Source organism: Actinophytocola sp. (assembly GCF_045807065.1).
Classification (GTDB): Bacteria; Actinomycetota; Actinomycetes; order Mycobacteriales; family Pseudonocardiaceae; genus Actinophytocola.
Window position 1 is genome coordinate 1 of the sequence record NZ_JBJMIE010000403.1, and the last position, 16,565, is coordinate 16,565.

Genomic DNA, 16,565 nt, shown 5'->3' on the forward strand with positions numbered 1-16,565 from the left:
CGGGAGAGCGCGGCCCAGCTGGCCGACGCGTACGACCGAGGGAGTCAACGAGGTGACGCAGACGGCTTGGCGGAAGAGCAGCCACAGCGGCAGCGAGGGAACGAACTGCGTGGAGGTGGCGTGGCGGAAGAGCAGCCACAGCGGCGACGAGGGAACCAACTGCGTGGAGGTGGCGTGGTCGAACCACCAACCCCCATCTACGAGTGAGGGAGTCCTGGTCCGCGACTCCAAGAACCCGGACGGCCCGATGCTCTCCATCCCCACCACCGCCTGGCGGCTTCTCACCACCCGCTAGGAAACGGGCGCGGCTCGACGTCGATCTCCATCATGCGATCGACGTAGGTCCGGTACCGTCGTCGGGCCTCGCCGTGGCTGCCGGCGGCGGCCAGGGCGCGCACCAGTGCCAGGTGCGCGGGTTCGTTGTACTGGTCGCGTTCGAGGATCCGCAGGCAGTACCGGCTGGCCGTGATGTGCTCGCCCGTCTCCTCCGTGTGCCCGGCGAGCACCGTCGCCACCTGGACGTACGTCAGCCGCGCCTCCTCGCGCAGTGGGATCGTCCAGTCCTCGTACGGGTCCTCCTCCAGGAAGTCCCCGGTGTAGGCAGCCTCCGCGGCGTGCAGCAGCGGCCACGCCTCCGGCCGGGACACCCGCCAGGCCGCCAAGCCGCGCTGCGCGTCGGTCAGGAACGACAGCACGTCAACGGCCACCAGCGCTGGGTCGAGCCGCACGGTGTCCCCCTCGGCGACCACGCAGCGCGCGGAACCGCGTCCGAGCACGGACCGTGCGGTCGACAGCGCGACCGACAGCCGGTTCCCCACGCGGTCCGCCGGTTCTCCGGGCCACAACAGGGAGATCAGCGCCTCCCGGGTCGTCGGCCGGCCGCGGCGCGTGACCAGGATCTTGACGAGGTCACGGGCTTTGCGGGACTGCCACGCCGTACCCGGCACCGGCTCCCCGCCCCGCAGCACGCGGAACCCGCCGAGGGTCTGGATCGACAGCACGGCCACGTCGTGCCGACCCGCCTCGGTGGGGCTCCGCCCGACGATGACCGCCAGGCCCCTGCCGGAGATGGCGGCCACGCGGTGCTCGGCGCGGGAGTTGCCCAGCTCCCGCCAGATCCGAGCCGCGTCGTCCACAAGGGACAGTGCGGCACCATCACCCGGCCGGAGCAGGAGCACGGCCCGCGCACGCAGTTCCAGCGCCTCCGCGCACGTGGCGTGGTCCCCGCGGGCGCGGGCGAGCAGCTCCGCCTCGGTGGCCGTGTGCAGCGCCGCCACCCAGTCTCCCTGGCCGAGCCGCAGCGCCGCCGACGCGAGCAACACCGCCTGGTAGCCGAACCCGGTGCCGAACGCCCGCGCTCGGCCCACCAGCTCGGCGCTGGCCGCCGGGTCGTCGTCGACCAGCAACCGGGCGAGGCCGGCGAGGGCGGGGACGAGCTGGGTGGCGGTGTCGTTCGCCTCCGCGAGCCGGATCGCCCGCTGGTACGCCGTTCTCGCCTGCACGCGGTCGCCACGCAGCCGGTAGGTCTCGGCGAGCCAGGTCAGCGGCACCGCGGCGTGGCTGGACCCGATGGCGGTGAAGAGGTCGCGTGCCGCGGCGAGGTCGGCGGCGGCCTCGTCGAGCTGGCCGAGGCCCAGCCGCGCCTCGCCGCGGTTGTTGAGGCAGAACGCCCGGTAGGTGGTGAACCCGGTCAGCTCGGCCAGCGGCAGCGCGACCTCCAGCTCGGCGAGCGCGCCGCGGTAGTCGCTGGCCTCGATCAGGTGGGACGCCCTGTTGGACCGGATCCTGACCAGGCTGAGCACGTCCCCGGCTCGTTCGGCGTGCCGCAGACCGGCGCGGTTGTGCTCGGTGAGCGCGGCCTGGTCACCGCCGGCCGCGGCGAGCATCGCGAGGACGGTGTGCGCGGCCGCCAGGGCGGCGTCGTCACCGCACTCGCGGGCCGTGGTCATGGCCGTGGTGGCGGCGGCGCGGCAGGCGTCCAGCTCGCCGCGTGCCCACTGGGCGCTCGCGGCGCAGCTGTGCAGGAGCGACTCGGACGCCGGGTCGGCACCGTCGAGCTGGCTGCGCCCACACACGTCGAGCGCGTCGGCGGTCGCTCCGCTGAGGTAGTGCGACCACGCGATCCGCCGTGCGACGGCAGCGGGAAGACACTGTCCTTTCCTGACAGTCCGCTGTAGACAGTTGAGCGCGCTGTCCCAGTCGCCGCGGACCTGGTGCGCCTCACCGGCGAGCTGCCAGGTCCGGTGGTCGCGGTCGGCCGGCGGCACGAGCCGGACCGCGGCGACGACCGTGTCCGCGCCGCCGCGGCGCAGCAGCTCCTCGGCGTGCTCGTGCAGGAACCGCTGGACACGGTCGTGGTCGCCGAGCGTGGCGAGTGTGGACAGGGCGGCGTCGAGGTGATCGTTGGCGGTGAACCAGCGTGCCGCCGCGTCGTACAGGCTCCGCGGATCCGGGTGGGGCAGCTGGGCGCGGACGAGTTCGGCGACGAACGGGACCAGGCGGTACCAGCCGGACGCCGGCGGCAGCGCCTCGACGAGCCCGCGCGAGGTCAGTTCGGCGGTGCTCTCACCGGGGTGTCCCAGTGCCACGAGGAGTTCCGGCCGGAACCGGCTGAACCGGGCCGCGTCGCGGAGGAACTCGCGCGCCGGTTCGTCGGTGACCGCGCGGAGGCAGTCGAACAACCGGATGGGCTCGGTGACGTGCGGCGCCGCCTCGGCGACCAGTCGCACCGCGACCGGCCAACCGCCGGTGATCCCGTGCTGCGCCGACAGTTTCGTGGTCTCCGCGGCGGTGAAGGCCAGGTCACCGGCGGTCAGCTCGACGAGTTGGCCGGCGTCACGCAGTCGCCGCACGGGGAACGGCGGCGGGCGCCGGCCGGCGAGGACCAGCCGCACGCCGGGCGGGAGCTGCTGGCAGAGTCCTTCGAGCAGCCGTGCCGACGGGTCCCGCTCCCCCACGACGTGCACGTCGTCGAGCACCAGCGTGAGGTCGGCGGTGCGCAGCGCGTCGGCGAGGGCCGCGACCGCCGCGATGGCGTCGCCGGCGAAGGCGGGCATCGTGAAGTCCAGCGCTGGCACCACGTTCCGGATCGCCTCGGCCAGCTGCCGCAGTGCCGGCCGGGTTTCCCGGTCCTGCGCGGCGCAGGTGTGCCACGCGGTGCGTGCCGGGTCGGCCCAGGCGGCGAGCAGGGCGGTCTTGCCGTAACCGGCCGGCGCGACGAGCGTGGTCAGCCGGGTCGCGGGTGTGCCGGTGAGCAGGGCGGACAGCCTCGGCCTGTCCAGAAACGTCCCTGTTCGGCTGGTCACCGCACTCCCCTTCGCCGCGCGGACGCGTGCATGGGAAGTTCGCCCGCCGCGATGGAGTTCGTAACGGTCCCCACAGGTCACTTTAAGACCGCCTTAACGGGCGGCGGTTTCCTGGGTGTGCCCTGCCAAAGAGGAAGGTCACAGCATGTTCCGAAGAACAACCGCACGTACACGCATCGGGATGGCCGTCGTGGTCCTGGCCGCCGCCCTGACCGGCACCGCGATCGCGACGACGGCGGCGAACTCCGCGCCGCACCAGGCACTGGCACTGCCGAGCCCGCTGCGGTACGTGTCGAGCCTGGATCTCGAGTGCTTCCGCACCAGCCCGTACACGCCGCCGCCGCTGCACGAGCCAATCACGCTCAGCCACCTCAACCCCGTGCTGGCCGAGCAGGCGCGCTGGACCATCGACAGCCTCGGCCCGCGCACCCAACTCTGCTCCCCGGTGGCGAAGAACGGCGTGATCCCGCCGACGGGCGTGCTGGACTTCGTCCAGTACACGGATCTGTCCTGCTACCGGATCAGCGGCCCGAACATGAACCTGCCGGTGAAGCTCAGCCACCTGAACCCGGTGCTCAAGGACTTCCCGCCCAGGGCCGTGACACTGCTGACGCCCGAGCAGCTGTGCGTGCCGGTCATCAAGAACCAGGAGGTGCCGCCGGCCGAGGTGCTGAGGTTCGTCCAGTACATCGACCTCGCCTGCTTCCGGGAGACGCCGCAGGTGCCGCTGGGCACTTCGCTGAAGCTGACCCAGCTCAACAAGGCGCTGAGCCCCATCCCGACGACCGAGGTCGGGGTCGGGGTGAACCGGCAGCTGTGCGTGCCGGTACGCAAGAACGACCAGGAGATCCCGGACGACGTGTTGAAGATCGTGCAGTGGATCGACCTGGAGAAGTTCGACATCTCGGCGCCCACGCCGCCCCCGATCGAGCTGAAGCTGCGGCACATCAACCCGTTGCTGACCGACCTGCCGAACGAGCCGGCCGTACTCCTGGCCCGGCAGCAACTGGGCGTGCCCATGGCGAAGAACGGCAAGATTCCGACGGGCTGAGTCTCTGTTCTGGGTTCTCTGTGGGTTCTCTGTTGTGGGCCGGGTGCGCGTGGGTGCGCACCCGGCCCTCCTCTCGTCCGTTGCGTCTTTCAGCTTTGGTGGAGAGAGGCGTCCTTCCCCTTCCCAGTCCAGCCCGATTTAGTCGGACATCTATATAGTTTATATTAATTGCTGGCTTGACGTAGAATCAACGAGCAGCAACCGGAAACGAGCAGCAACCGGAAACGAGCAGCAACCGGAAGCGAGGTCAGCTCGGCGGTGGAATCAGACCTTCGCGGATTGCGAACAGGGCCGCCTGGGTGCGGGACGAGAGTTGGAGCTTGCTGAGCACGTTGCTCACGTGTGTCCGGGCCGTGCGTTCGCTGATCACCAGCCGCTCGGCGATCTTGCGGTTCGGGTGGCCCTCCGCGACCAGGGCGAGGATCTCGCGTTCCCGGGCGGTGAGCGCCGTGAGTCCGATGCGGGGTGCCGAGATCCGCCGGACCAGCTGTCCTGCCACCGCGGAGTCCAGGTGTACCTCGCCCGATGCCGCGGCTCGGATCGCCGCGGCCACCTCGGCGGGTTCGGCGTCCTTGAGGAGGTAGCCCGCCGCGCCCACCGCCAGTGCCGTGTGGACGCGTTCCACCTCGCCGAACGACGTCAGCACCACCACGTGCACGCCCGGGTACCCGTCGGCGATGCGCTCGGTCGCCTCCGTGCCGTCCATGCGCGGCATCCGCAGGTCCATCAGCACCACGTCCGGCAGCGGCTCACCCAGCGTCTGCCACTGGCGCAACAACTCCAGCGCCTGCACACCGTCCCCGGCCTCGCCGATGACCACCAGCTCCGGCTCGGTCTCCACGAACGCCCGCAACCCACGCCGCACGACCGCGTGGTCGTCGACCAGCAGCACCCGGATCACCGCGCGCACCCCCCGCCCGGCAGCACCCGGACCACCGCCGGCACCTCCCCCAACAGAGACCGGATCACGGCGGGTACTCCCCGTCCAGCAGTGGGACGGCCGCTCGCACCACCCAGCCGCGGTCCGCGGACGGGCCTGCCTCGAAGTGGCCGCCCCACCGCTCGGTCCGCTCGCGCATGGACAGCAACCCCAGCCGTTCGCGGGTGCGGTCCGGTGACTGGCTCGCCGAGGCGCCGTCGTCCCGCACCTGTACCACCAGGTCCGGGGTCTCGGCCGCGATGCTGACCTCCACCGTCGTGGCGTTGGCGTGTTTCACGACGTTGTGCAGGGCCTCGGACGTGATCCGGTACAGGTCCTCCTGGAAGTCCAGGCCGCCGCCGATGTGCACGTCCGCCTCGGCGTGCACCTCGATGGCCAGACCGGTGCGGGCGCGCAGGCTCGCGGCGTGCGCCTCGATCGCCGCCACCAGGCCGTGTTCCGCCAGGTCCAGTGGGCGCAGCTCGAACACCAACAGCCGCAGGTCGGCCAGCGCGCCCGCCGACAGCTCCGCCAGTTCCTCCACCGCGCCGCGCACACCCACGGCGTCGGCGCGGTCCAGGCGGCGCCGCAACGCCTTTGCCTGCATGCGCATCGAGAACAGTTGCTGCACAACGGAGTCGTGGAGGTCGCGCGCCAGTCTGCGGCGTTCGTCGGACTGTGCCTGCGTGCGGGTCTGCGCCAACAACGCGGCCATGTCGATCGCCACCGCGGCCTGGTCGGCCATCGCCTCCAGGAACGCCAGCGAGTCGGGGCACGGGTCCTCGCCCGGCCGGTAGTACGCGTTGATCACGCCGACCGTGCGGCCCCGCACCGACATCGGCATCGACACGAACGCGTCCCAGTCGGGGCGGTCCATGATCTCCTTCAGCGGCGCCCACGCCGGGTCGGACATGATGAGCGGCTTGCGGCGCAGGTCGACCACGGGCTCTCCGGACAGGAACGCGTCGAGGAACCGGACGTGCGCACCGCGCCGCCGGCACGCCGAGAGCCGGGCCACGAAGTCCGGCGCCGTGCCGAACCCGGCCATGCCCAGGATCCGCAGCTCGGCGCTCGGGTCCTCAACGGACAGTATCTGCACGGCGGCGATGTTGGCCGTGCGGACGATCTCCTGCGCGACCGCCTCCAGCGTCACCGGCAGCGAGTACGCCTCGGCCACCCGGGACGCGGCCCGCGCGATGGCCGTGAGCCGCCGCTGCTGGCGCCGGACCGTGGTGACGTCGCGGAACCACACCGCGTGGCCGCCGTCGGGCAGCGGCAGGATCCGGTACTCGAGGTCCTGCGCCCGCCCACCTGGCGCCGTCCAGGTCGCGGTGTGCAGCACGCGGTCCGGACCGGGGTGGCGCGCAAACGGCGCCGGCCGGCCGAGCAGGTCCTCGGGCGCGGCGCCGAGCAGCGCGGCACCGGAGTGGTTCAGGCCGGCGAAGCGACCCGCGCCGTCCACCACCGCGAGCCCGTCGGCGCTGACCTCGACCAGGGTCTGCGCCGCGCGCCGCAGCGCATCCTCCGCGACTGTGCCGGCCCACCGTTGGTGCACCACCCGAGTATGCCGCGTGCCGGCCGGAAACCGGAAACCGAAGCCAGATCACGGGGTGAGCGGGTCGACGACCGTGGTGCGCACCGGGTGCGCGAGCCCGTTCGGCCTACGTCATCCGTCCCGTCCGCCCGGATGGAACTTCCCCGGGTTCACAGCTCCAGCAGCACGTCGGCCAGCTCCTTCGGCGCGGTCACCATCGCCTCGTGGCCGGCCGCCAGTTCGTGCACGGGCCAGCCGCGAGCCGCCGCCCGTTCGGCCTGGGGCCGGAACACCCGCCTGGACTCGACGCACTCGACGAACCTGGCCGGGGTCTCCCGCGCCCCGGTCAGCCGCAACGGTTCGCTGTAGGCGAGCCAGGGGTGCGGGGTGAGTCGTGGGGAGAGCCACGCGACGTCGGACTCGTCGGTCACCCCGAACATGCCCAGCGGGCGCACCGGGATCAGCCAGCCGAAGCCGACCTCGTCCACCGACTCCCGCCACCGGTCCGCGACCCTTGCGGGCAGCATGTCGATCGCGGCGTCCCCGTCGGCGCCGACGAACGCGTCCACGTACACGCGGCCGCGCAGCCGGTCGGGCAGCCAGTCGGCGACGGCCGTGACCACCTGCCCGCCGTACCCGTGCCCGACGAGCACGACGTCCCACAGGTCGTACGCCTCGATGTGAGCGCACACGTCCTGGATGTGCGTGTTCAACCCCACCGAGGCGCTGAGCAGATGGGAACGCTCACTCAAACCGGTGAGGGTCAGCGCGTGGGCCTCGTGGCCGCCCTCACGCAGGAGCGGCGCCACCCGCTGCCACACCCATCCGCCCTGCCACACCCCGTGCACCAGTACGAAAACACTCATCGCAGCTCCTCGAACGAACGTGGCCGCCGTGATGTGCTTCCCCCAGTGTGACCAGCCGGCCCGGGTCCCGCTCGACGAGTCAACTCCGCCTCCTGGCGGCGCCGACGGTCTGCTCTGCGGCGGCGTCGGCCCGATGAGCGTCGCGACCCCTGGCGAGGATGCCGTCGCGCCCGACGACGACCGCCTGCCGGTACGCCGGGCGCACGTCGTAAGCGTCCAGCAACGCCGTGATCCCGCCAATCGCGGCCGGCACGAACCCGGGCTCGTCGAGCGCCGCCACGCGGACCCGGTCCAGCACGGCCGCCGCGACCGCGGGCCCGTCGAGTGTGCGCGCACCCATTGCCTCTCCTCCGATCGCCGTGCCTCACGTCTCCTGCGCCAGCCAGTCCGTGACGGCGCCGAGCAGCCGCTGCCGCCACCACTCGGTCCGGCGCAATTCGTTGAACGTGAACACGTGCAGGCCGCGGATGTTCGAGTCCACTTCGGACACCGCGGCGGCCGTCCGCCGGACCAGCCGCGTCGGTTCGTAGCCGCTGGGCAGCAGCAGCCGCCACAGGAAGCCGCCCTGCTTGCGCAGGAACCGGGCGGACTGCCCGAGCCCGAGCCCCGCGGAGATCCTGGCCAGCTTCTGCCGGTTCACCGGTCCGGGCAGCCCGACGTGGACCGGCAGCTCGACCCCGTCGCTCGCGATGCCGGCGGCCCAGGACGCGGTCGTGCGGGGGTTGAGGCAGATCTGCGTGATGATGTGCGTGGCGAGCGGCGCCTTCTGCTTGAGCGCCAGGTCCACGGCGTCCCGCGGGATCGTGGCGTGCCCCTCGGGATAGCCGCCGATGCCGATCCGGTCGAACGGGTGGCCGACCGCGTCCAGCGCCTGCAGCAGCGAGAAGGCGTCCGGGAACGCGCCGACGGGCCGCGGCGCGTCACCGCCGACCACGAACACCGAACGGATGCCCGCCCCGCCCAGCCGGGCGACCACGTCCGCGACGTGCCGCGCGTCGCGGAGCTGCCGGGCGGCGAGGTGCGGCGCCACCCGGTAGCCGTGCCCGTGCAGGCGTTCGGCGAGGTCGAGCGTGGCGTCCAGCCCGCGCGCCTCGGTCACGGTGATCGTCAGCGGCACGCTCGTCGGCACGTGGGCCAGCACCGCCTGCTCGGTCCGGCGGAAGGGCACCACCTCGTAGCTGATGGTGCGCAGCAGGTCGACGAGGTCGGTCATGCCGATCAGTACAGCTCACCCGCGACCGCGGTTCGTCCGGCATCGACGGGGAGTTGACCGCGACGAATGACGTAGTCGGGACCGGACGCGAGGACGTCCCGCGCGGGGCCGGACCTCCCTACTGTCCAAGCCATGAGCGCGAGGAACCTCCAGGATGTGCTGGACCGGGCCGGCGACACCGTCAAGCTGCTGCGCGACTCCCAGCTCGGGGCCTACGTCTACCCGGTCGTCCCGGCGGAGTTCACCAACTGGCGGCGCGAGGTGAAGTCGTGGCGCGACACGGCCGTGCTGTTCGACCAGTCCCACCACATGGTCAACCTGTTCGTCTCCGGCAAGGACGCGCTGCGGCTGCTGTCCGACACGGGAACCAACAGCACGGCCACGTTCCCGGTCGACTCCGCCAAGCAGTTCGTGCCGGTGTCGCCGGAGGGCGGCGTGATCGGCGACGGCATCCTGTTCCGGCTCGCCGAGGACGAGTTCGTCTTCGTCGGCCGCGCGCCCGTCGCGAACTGGCTCACCTTCCGCGCCGGGCGGGGTTACGACGTGGACCTCCGGCGCGACGAGCGGTCCCCGATGCGCCCGTACGGCAAGCCGGTCACCCGCGAGCTGTGGCGGTTCCAGATCCAGGGTCCCAAGGCGTGGGCGGTGATCGAGAAGCTCAACGGCGGACCGGTCGAGCAGGTCAGGTTCTTCCGCATGGGCCACCTGAACCTCGCGGGCCAGCGGGTGCGGACGCTGCGGCACGGCATGGCCGGCGCGCCCGGCCTCGAGCTGTGGGGGCCGTACGAGTCCTACGACCGGGTGCGGGACGCCATCCTCGAGGCGGGCCGGGAGTTCGGGTTGGAGCCGTGCGGGTCGCGGGCCTACTCGTGCAACACCCTGGAGTCGGGCTGGATCCCCTCCCCCCTGCCGGCCGTCTACACGAGCGAGGAGCTGCGGCCGTACCGGGAATGGTTGCCGGCACAGGGTTACGAGGCGACCAACGCGCTCGCCGGCAGCTTCGTGTCCGACCGGATCGAGGACTACTACACCAACCCGTGGGAGCTGGGGTACGGCTCGTTCGTGAAGTTCGACCACGACTTCGTCGGTCGCGACGCGCTCGCCGCCGTCGACCCGGCCACCCAGCGCCGCAAGGTCACCCTGGCCTGGCACCCGGAGGACGTCGCGACGCTGCTCGCGGCGCCGGTCGACCACAAGGGCCCGCAGTACCAGTTCTTCGACCTGCCCAACGCCAACTACGGCTCGTCCAACTTCGACTCCGTGCTCGACGCGGACGGCACCCTGGTCGGCCTGTCCATGTTCACCGGCTACAGCGCCAACGAACGCGCCGTGCTCTCCCTCGCCACGGTCGACCCCGGCGTGCCGATCGGCGCCGAGGTCCAGGTCGTCTGGGGCGAGCCGGACGGCGGCAGCCGCAAGACCACCGTGGAGCCGCACGAGCAGTTCGCCGTGCGTGCCGTGGTGAGCCCGGCGCCGTACTCCGTCGTGGCCCGCGAGACCTACCACGCCGGTTGGCGTACCAACCCACGATAGACCGCTCCGCCCGAGCCGCGAGGGGATCGCATGACCACGACGCTGCCCGAGACCACCACGGAACTGTTCATCGACGGCACATTCGTGGCGACATCCGCCACGCTACGGGTGGTCGACCCGGCGGCCGAGGGTGCTGTCGCCGGGCGCGCCGCGTCGGCCACCTCAGCGCAGGCGGCCGACGCGGTCGCGGCGGCGGACCGGGCGTTCCCGGCGTGGGCGGCGTTGGCACCGGCCGAACGGGCGGCGCGGCTGACGGCGGCGCTGGCGCCCCTTGACGCCGACCGCCCGGCCACGGCGGAGATCCTGACCCGTGAGAACGGCAAAGTCCTGGCGGAGTCGGTGATCGACTCGCTCGTGTTCGAGCACCGGTGCCGGCTCGCGATCGACCTGTCGTCCACTGTGGACAGCGTGACGGAGCTCGTCGGTCCGCCGCACCGGACGCGGGTCGGCTACGAGCCGCTGGGCGTGGTGACGATCATCGTGCCGTTCAACTGGCCGCTCGCGATCCTGGGCGCGTCGCTGGCGTACGCGTTGGTGGCGGGCAACACGGTGGTGGTGAAGCCGCCGCCGACCGCGCCGCTGGCGACGGCCCGCACGGTCGCCCTCGTCGCGCGCTCGCTGCCGCCCGGCGTGCTGAACGTGGTGACCGGCGCGGACGCCGAGATCGGCGAGGTGCTGGTCGCGGACCGCCGCGTGCGCAAGGTCTGCTTCACGGGCAGTGTGGCCGGCGGCAAGCGCGTCATGGCGATGGCGGCCGGCAACCTCACCCGCGTCACGCTCGAGCTGGGCGGCAACGACCCGGCGATCGTCCTGCCGGACGCGGACCTCGGGCCTTCCGCGATGCGGTCGATGTTCCAGGGGACGTTCGACACGACGGGCCAGGTGTGCATGGCCGTGAAGCGGCTGTACGTGCACCGCTCCCGCTACGACGAGGTGGTCGCCGGGCTGGCCGGCCTGCTGTCCGCCACGACACTGGGCCACGGCCTCGACGAGGCGTCGACCATGGGGCCGCTGCACCGCGCGGAGCAGAAGGCGTACGTGGCGGACCTGCTGGCCGAGGTCCGCGCCCGAGGCGCCGAGGTGCGCGAGTTCGGCACGGACGTCCCCGCCCAGGGCAACTTCCTGCGCCCGGCACTGGTCCTGGACCCAGCCGACGACACCAGGCTCGTCACGGAGGAGCAGTTCGGCCCCGCCCTGCCGATCCTGCCGTTCGACGACGAGGCCGACGCCGTCGCCCGCGCCAACGACACGTGGGCCGGCCTGACGTCCTCGGTGTGGAGTGCCGACCCGGACCACGCGGCCGCGGTCGCGGCACGGCTCCGCACGGGCTACACGTTCACCAACTGCCACGGCGCCGCCCACCTCGACGAACGCGCCCCCTTCGGCGGCCGCGTCCAGAGCGGCATGGGCCGCGAGATGGGCACCGAGGGCCTCCGCGAGTTCATGGAGACGCACGCGATCAGCTTCCCCGCCGGCTGAGGACGGCGGCTCACGCGGCGGCGACTAGCCAAGGTCGAGGTCCACCAGCTCGCCGCGGGACAGGACGCCGAGCTTCGGGTACGCCTTGTACAGGTGATATCCGACGGTGCGGGGGCTGAGGAACAGCTGCGCCGCGATGTCCCGGTTGGACAGTCCACCCGCGGCGAGCCGGACGATCCGCAGCTCCTGTGGCGTGAGGGTGGCGGCGACTCCCGCCGGTACGGACGCGATCACGGCGCCGCCCACTCCGGTGGCGGTCAGCTCGGTCACCGCGCGGTCCGCCCACGGTGTCGCCCCCAGTCGCTGGAAGTCGGCCAGGGCGGTGTGCAGCTGGGTGCTCGCCTCGGCCTTGCGGCGAGCCCTGCGCAGCCACTCGCCGTACAGCAGGGCCGTGCGGGCGCGCTCGAACGGGCGGTGGTCCGCCTGGTGGCGTGCCAGCGCGTCCCGGTAGTGCTGTTCGGCGTTCTCGTCCGGGGCCAGCAGCGCACGGCAGCGCAGCACCAACGCCTCCGCCCAGGCCTGCCCGGTCTGCTCGGCCCAGGCCGTGAACCGGGCGAACGGCTCCGCGGCGCGGTCTCGCGCGCCGGCTCGCACCGCGGCCTCGACCAGGTCCGGCACGCTCCGGGTGACCGAAACACCGTACCGCTGCGGGCCGCCGGCCAGGTCCGTCAGCCGGTCCAGTGCGGCGCCCGTCCGGCCCAGGCCGAGGTCGAGGAGGCCGAGTGCCCACCGCGCCCTCGGCAGGCCGGGGTCGTCCGGGTCCGCGAGCACGGGTTCGGCCAGCTCCCGGCACCGGGCCTCGTCGCCGGTGATCGCGGCGACGTGGGCCAGGACGGCGGCCAGCTGGCCGTGCCACTGCCGCAGGTCGGCGTCGGTCGCGATCCGCAGCGCCTCCTCCGCGGTGGTCGCCGCGTCGCGGTGCTGGCCGTGCGCCAGCTGGCCCTCGGCCAGTAGGAACAGCAGGTTCGGCAGCCACGCGATCCGCCCGCTCGCCCTGGTCCGCGCCACGAGCGCCCCGGCGGACTCGTGCGCCCGCCGGTCGCGGCCCGTCGCCACCTGCACGCCGCAGACGAACAGCAGCTCCCGGTAGTCGTCCCCGGCGGCCCGCACCGCCGCCGCGACCGCGCTGTCCAGCTCGCCGGCGACCGCGGGCCGGCCCAGTGCCATCGACAGTCCGGAGATCAGCACCCGGACGAGGGGAGACAGGCGGTCCCCCGCCGGCACGCGCAGCTCGCCGAGCCGGTCGACCGCGTCGGCCAGCTCCTGCCGCCCCGTGAACCACGCGACGTAGGCCGCCTCCACCAGGGTCTCCACCGCGCCGTGACCGGTCTGCTCGGCGGCCAGCTCGGCGAGCAGCCGGTACGCCTCGGCCTGCCGCCCCTGCCAGAACCTGCCGAACGCCACCACCTGGGTGAGCCGGGCCCGCAGCAGCGGGTCGGCCGGCGGCTCACCGATCCGGTCGGCCAGGTCCAGCGCGTGGTCGACCGCACCCGCCTCACCGGCGGCCTCGGCGGCCAGGAGCAGCCGGCGGACCCGGTCGGTGGGGTCGGGCGTCAGTCGCGCGGCACGCTCGTAGGCGGCGGCCGCGGCCGCGTGCCCGCTCCGCCGTCCGGCCAGTCCCGCGACCCGCTCCAGCGCGGCGGCGACCTCCTCGTCGGCGGTCGTGGCCGCAGCGGCCAGGTGCCAGGCGCGCCGGTCGGCGTCCTGGGGGCCGACGAGCGCGTCGGCGAGTGCCCGGTGCAGCGCGAGCCGCTCGCCGAGCGGCACGTCCTGGTAGACCGCGGCACGCAGCAGCGGGTGCCGGAACGTGAGCGTGTCCTCGGACAGCCGGACCAGGCCGGCCTGCTCGGCGGGGGTCAGGTCGTGCACGGACGCCCCGAGCGTGGCCGCCGCCCGCAGCACCACGGCGAGATCCCCGGTGTCCTCGGCCGCGGCGACCCGCAGCACCGTCCGGGTCCGCTCGGGCACCCGGTGCAGCTGGTCGGTGAACGCGGCCCGCAGCCGTTCGGTCAGCGGCAACCCGCCGGCCGCGGACGCCGTCGGCAGGGCCGCCGGCAGTTCGATGAGGGCCAGTGGGTTGCCGGCGGCCTCGGCGAGCAGCCGGTAGCGCGACCCGGCCGGCAGGTCCGCCCCTCGTTCGTCGAGCAGCGCCCCGGCGGCCGCCGGGTCCAGTCCGGACAGTCGCAGCGTCGGCAGGCCGGGTAGCCGCGCCTCCTCCCGCGCGCCGAAGAGCAACACCACACCTTCGGCGTCCAACCGACGAGCGGCGAACAGCAACGCCTCGGCCGACTCCTTGCCCAGCCACTGCGCGTCGTCGACCACGCACACGACCGGACCGTCCAGTTCGGACAGCAGGGACAGCACGGCGAGTCCGATCAGGAACCGGTCCGTGCCCTCGGTCGCGGCCAGGCCGAGGGCACCCCGCAACGCGGTGGCCTGCACCTCGGGCAGCGCGTCGAGCGAACCGAGCACCGAGCGGAGCAGCAACTGGAGCCCCGCGAACGGCAACTCCGCCTCGGACTCCGCACCGGCCGCCCGCAGCAGCCGCGCGGAGCCGAGCCCGACACCTGCCCCGGCCACGCCGGCTGCTGACACACCAGCGTGCGCAGCGGCAACGCGCGCGCCGCCAACCGCAACGCCCACATTCGCCACACCGGCACCGGCCGCATCGGCGTCCGCAACGCCCGCGCCTGCGATATCAGCGCCCGCGGCCACCGCCGCCCCGGCCACGCCCGGTCCCACACCCGTCGTCGCCCCGCCGGTAGTCACCGTGCCCGGCCACGCCCCATCAGTCGCGAGCGTGCCGGCCGCCGATCCGCCGGCCGCCGCCACGCCGCCAGTTCCCACCCCGTCGGCCGCCACCGTGCCGGTCGCCGGCCGGCCGGTCGCCTTCGCGGCGGCGTAGTCCAGCAGTGCGGTTTTGCCGATGCCCGGTTCGCCGGTGATCACCAGCGCACCGCTGCGCCCCGCCGCCGCACCCGCGAGCAGGGCGTCGATCACCGCCCGTTCCTCGTCGCGGCCGTAGAGCATGTCCGCAGGTTACTGATGCCCGCCGACAGCGAGCGCGGCGATTACCTAAGCGCGACCGATTCCTCGCCCCTCGGCCGCCCGTAGCGTTCTCACCAGCAAGAACAACCCGAGAGGAACTGAGATGAGCGACCTCCACGACACCGTCGAGCGGTACATCGCCACCTGGAACGAGACCGACCCGACCGCCCGCCGCGCCGCGATCGACACCCTGATGACCCCCGACGTCACCTACATCGACCCGATCGCCGTCGCCGAGGGCGCGGACGCGCTCGACGCGACCATCGCGGCCGTGCAGGGGCAGTTCCCGGACTTCACCTTCCGGTTGGTCGGCGCACCGGACGCACACCACGACCAGGCCCGGTTCACCTGGGAGCTCGGCCCGGCCGGCGGCGACGCCCCGGTCGCCGGCTTCGACGTCGCCGTACTCGCCCCGGACGGCCGGATCCGCGCCGTCTACGGCTTCCTCGACAGGGTGCCCTCCGCCTGACCGAGACCGGACCAGGCCACACCGGGGGAACGGGTAGCGCGTCGCCTGCCAACCGCGCCGCGCTGCCCGCCAACCGGCGTGCCGCCCAACCGGCCGACCACACCACCCATCAACCACGCCGCACTACCCGCCAACCGGCGCGGCCCCCGCCCAACCGCACCGCCCACCAACCCGCACCCCGCCCCTCAACCGCGTCGCGCCCGCCAACCCGCACCCCGCCCGCCAAGGTGCGCCGCGCCCCGTCGAGGTTTCAACCGGCGGGGCGCGGGCTTCGGTGATAAGGAGTCGAGGGCTTTCTGGCTATTCGGTGGTGATGTTGAACCAGCTGATTTGGCTTGTCTTGAAGTCCAGGCCGTTCGGCAGGCCGTTTCCCGCGAGGTCCGTGGTCATCGTCTGCCATGATTCGGACAGCCATTCCCGGAATCGCTTCCGGGCGTCGATCACGTCGTGTGCGTACCACCTGATCATGATGCTGCTGGCGCCGCCGCTCAGGCCGCACACGATGATGAACTTCCGAGCACCGGGGAACCGGTCGACGCCCACGGCTTCCAGTACGCGGTCACCGCCGTGCCTGCGCTGGTAGTCGATGTAGCCGGGTTCGTTTCTCATGATTCCTCCCCCACGTCGTCGGTTGCTGCTGGTCGGAGAATGGACAGCTCCCACCTGTCCACTCCGAACATCGAGGTAGTCGACGAACGCGCGGAAGCGTTACACAGGAAATATCGCACCGTCAACATCCGACTGTCCGAGATGTCGACGGTGCGTTCTGGATCCAGGCTGCGTCCAGGTCGTGCGGCCGCTCAGCCGACCTTCTCGACCGTGGCCCTGCGGATGAGGAACTTGCCCGGCTCGCGGACCTGCTCGAAGGCGGCGTTGTTCAGCAACACGCAGCTGCCCGACACGCTGGTCACCTCGACGGTGGTGGACGCGTTGTTGTCCAGGTTCGTCACCTTGAGCACGGTCCCGATCGGGTGCGTCCCGCTGGAGGCGGCCGGGGCGCCCCCCTCGCCGGAGAGCGTCACCGTGGACCCGGCGCAGACCACGTCGCCCGAGGCGGCCGGCGGCGCGGCGGCGTTCCCACCGGCGTTGCCGTTGCCGTTGCCCGCGTTCGCGCCGCCGTTGCCGTTCGCGTTATCCCCGGCGTTGCC

The 16,565-nt window shown here is 72.8% G+C and carries 13 protein-coding genes and 1 pseudogene; 5 read left to right on the forward strand and 9 right to left on the reverse strand.

Annotation, left to right across the window (positions count from 1 at the left end):
- Nucleotides 1-52 precede the first annotated feature (52 nt).
- Nucleotides 53-295 carry a DUF397 domain-containing protein gene (locus ACJ73U_RS23410; protein ID WP_407779844.1) on the forward strand — a complete coding sequence of 81 codons (243 nt, stop codon included), beginning with the start codon at nucleotides 53-55 and terminating at the stop codon, nucleotides 293-295.
- Here the strand turns inward: ACJ73U_RS23410 and ACJ73U_RS23415 are convergent.
- Nucleotides 282-3,305, reverse strand: a complete 3,024-nt coding sequence (locus ACJ73U_RS23415; protein WP_407779832.1) for a BTAD domain-containing putative transcriptional regulator — start codon at nucleotides 3,303-3,305, stop codon at nucleotides 282-284. The two genes, ACJ73U_RS23410 and ACJ73U_RS23415, sit on opposite strands and share 14 nt — an antisense overlap.
- A gap of 181 nt (nucleotides 3,306-3,486) precedes the next feature.
- On the opposite strand from ACJ73U_RS23415, the gene ACJ73U_RS23420 reads away from it, so the two are divergent.
- Nucleotides 3,487-4,356, forward strand: a complete 870-nt coding sequence (locus ACJ73U_RS23420) for a hypothetical protein (protein ID WP_407779833.1) — start codon at nucleotides 3,487-3,489, stop codon at nucleotides 4,354-4,356.
- 247 nt (nucleotides 4,357-4,603) lie between these two features.
- Here ACJ73U_RS23420 and ACJ73U_RS23425 read toward each other — a convergent pair whose 3' ends face one another.
- From ACJ73U_RS23425 to ACJ73U_RS23445, 5 genes are all read right to left on the reverse strand, one after another.
- Nucleotides 4,604-5,257, reverse strand: a complete 654-nt coding sequence (locus ACJ73U_RS23425) for a response regulator (RefSeq protein WP_407779834.1) — start codon at nucleotides 5,255-5,257, stop codon at nucleotides 4,604-4,606.
- A gap of 64 nt (nucleotides 5,258-5,321) precedes the next feature.
- Complete coding sequence (locus tag ACJ73U_RS23430) at nucleotides 5,322-6,830, reverse strand: histidine kinase (RefSeq protein WP_407779835.1); 1,509 nt, start codon at nucleotides 6,828-6,830, stop codon at nucleotides 5,322-5,324.
- Nucleotides 6,831-6,979: 149 nt separating this feature from the next.
- A complete protein-coding gene (locus ACJ73U_RS23435; RefSeq protein WP_407779836.1) occupies nucleotides 6,980-7,675 on the reverse strand; it encodes an alpha/beta fold hydrolase in 696 nt (231 codons plus the stop codon).
- Between the two features lie 79 nt (nucleotides 7,676-7,754).
- On the reverse strand, nucleotides 7,755-8,015 hold the full coding sequence (locus tag ACJ73U_RS23440; protein WP_407779837.1) for a hypothetical protein: 261 nt from the start codon (nucleotides 8,013-8,015) through the stop codon (nucleotides 7,755-7,757).
- Nucleotides 8,016-8,039: 24 nt separating this feature from the next.
- On the reverse strand, nucleotides 8,040-8,888 hold the full coding sequence (locus tag ACJ73U_RS23445) for a methylenetetrahydrofolate reductase (protein WP_407779838.1): 849 nt from the start codon (nucleotides 8,886-8,888) through the stop codon (nucleotides 8,040-8,042).
- Between the two features lie 132 nt (nucleotides 8,889-9,020).
- On the opposite strand from ACJ73U_RS23445, the gene ACJ73U_RS23450 reads away from it, so the two are divergent.
- On the forward strand, nucleotides 9,021-10,421 hold the full coding sequence (locus tag ACJ73U_RS23450) for an aminomethyl transferase family protein (protein WP_407779839.1): 1,401 nt from the start codon (nucleotides 9,021-9,023) through the stop codon (nucleotides 10,419-10,421).
- Nucleotides 10,422-10,451: 30 nt separating this feature from the next.
- Entirely contained in the window at nucleotides 10,452-11,900 is a 1,449-nt protein-coding gene (locus tag ACJ73U_RS23455) for an aldehyde dehydrogenase family protein (protein WP_407779840.1), read from the forward strand.
- A gap of 24 nt (nucleotides 11,901-11,924) precedes the next feature.
- Here ACJ73U_RS23455 and ACJ73U_RS23460 read toward each other — a convergent pair whose 3' ends face one another.
- Nucleotides 11,925-14,930 (reverse strand): LuxR C-terminal-related transcriptional regulator, encoded by a 3,006-nt coding sequence (locus ACJ73U_RS23460; protein ID WP_407779841.1) that lies wholly within the window; start codon nucleotides 14,928-14,930, stop codon nucleotides 11,925-11,927.
- Between the two features lie 121 nt (nucleotides 14,931-15,051).
- Between ACJ73U_RS23460 and ACJ73U_RS23465 the strand changes: the two genes are divergently transcribed.
- Nucleotides 15,052-15,417 (forward strand): nuclear transport factor 2 family protein, encoded by a 366-nt coding sequence (locus ACJ73U_RS23465; RefSeq protein WP_407779842.1) that lies wholly within the window; start codon nucleotides 15,052-15,054, stop codon nucleotides 15,415-15,417.
- A gap of 300 nt (nucleotides 15,418-15,717) precedes the next feature.
- Here ACJ73U_RS23465 and ACJ73U_RS23470 read toward each other — a convergent pair whose 3' ends face one another.
- A complete protein-coding gene (locus ACJ73U_RS23470; protein WP_407779843.1) occupies nucleotides 15,718-16,026 on the reverse strand; it encodes a hypothetical protein in 309 nt (102 codons plus the stop codon).
- Nucleotides 16,027-16,217: 191 nt separating this feature from the next.
- Nucleotides 16,218-16,565: pseudogene (locus ACJ73U_RS23475) on the reverse strand (hypothetical protein); the annotation flags it as partial.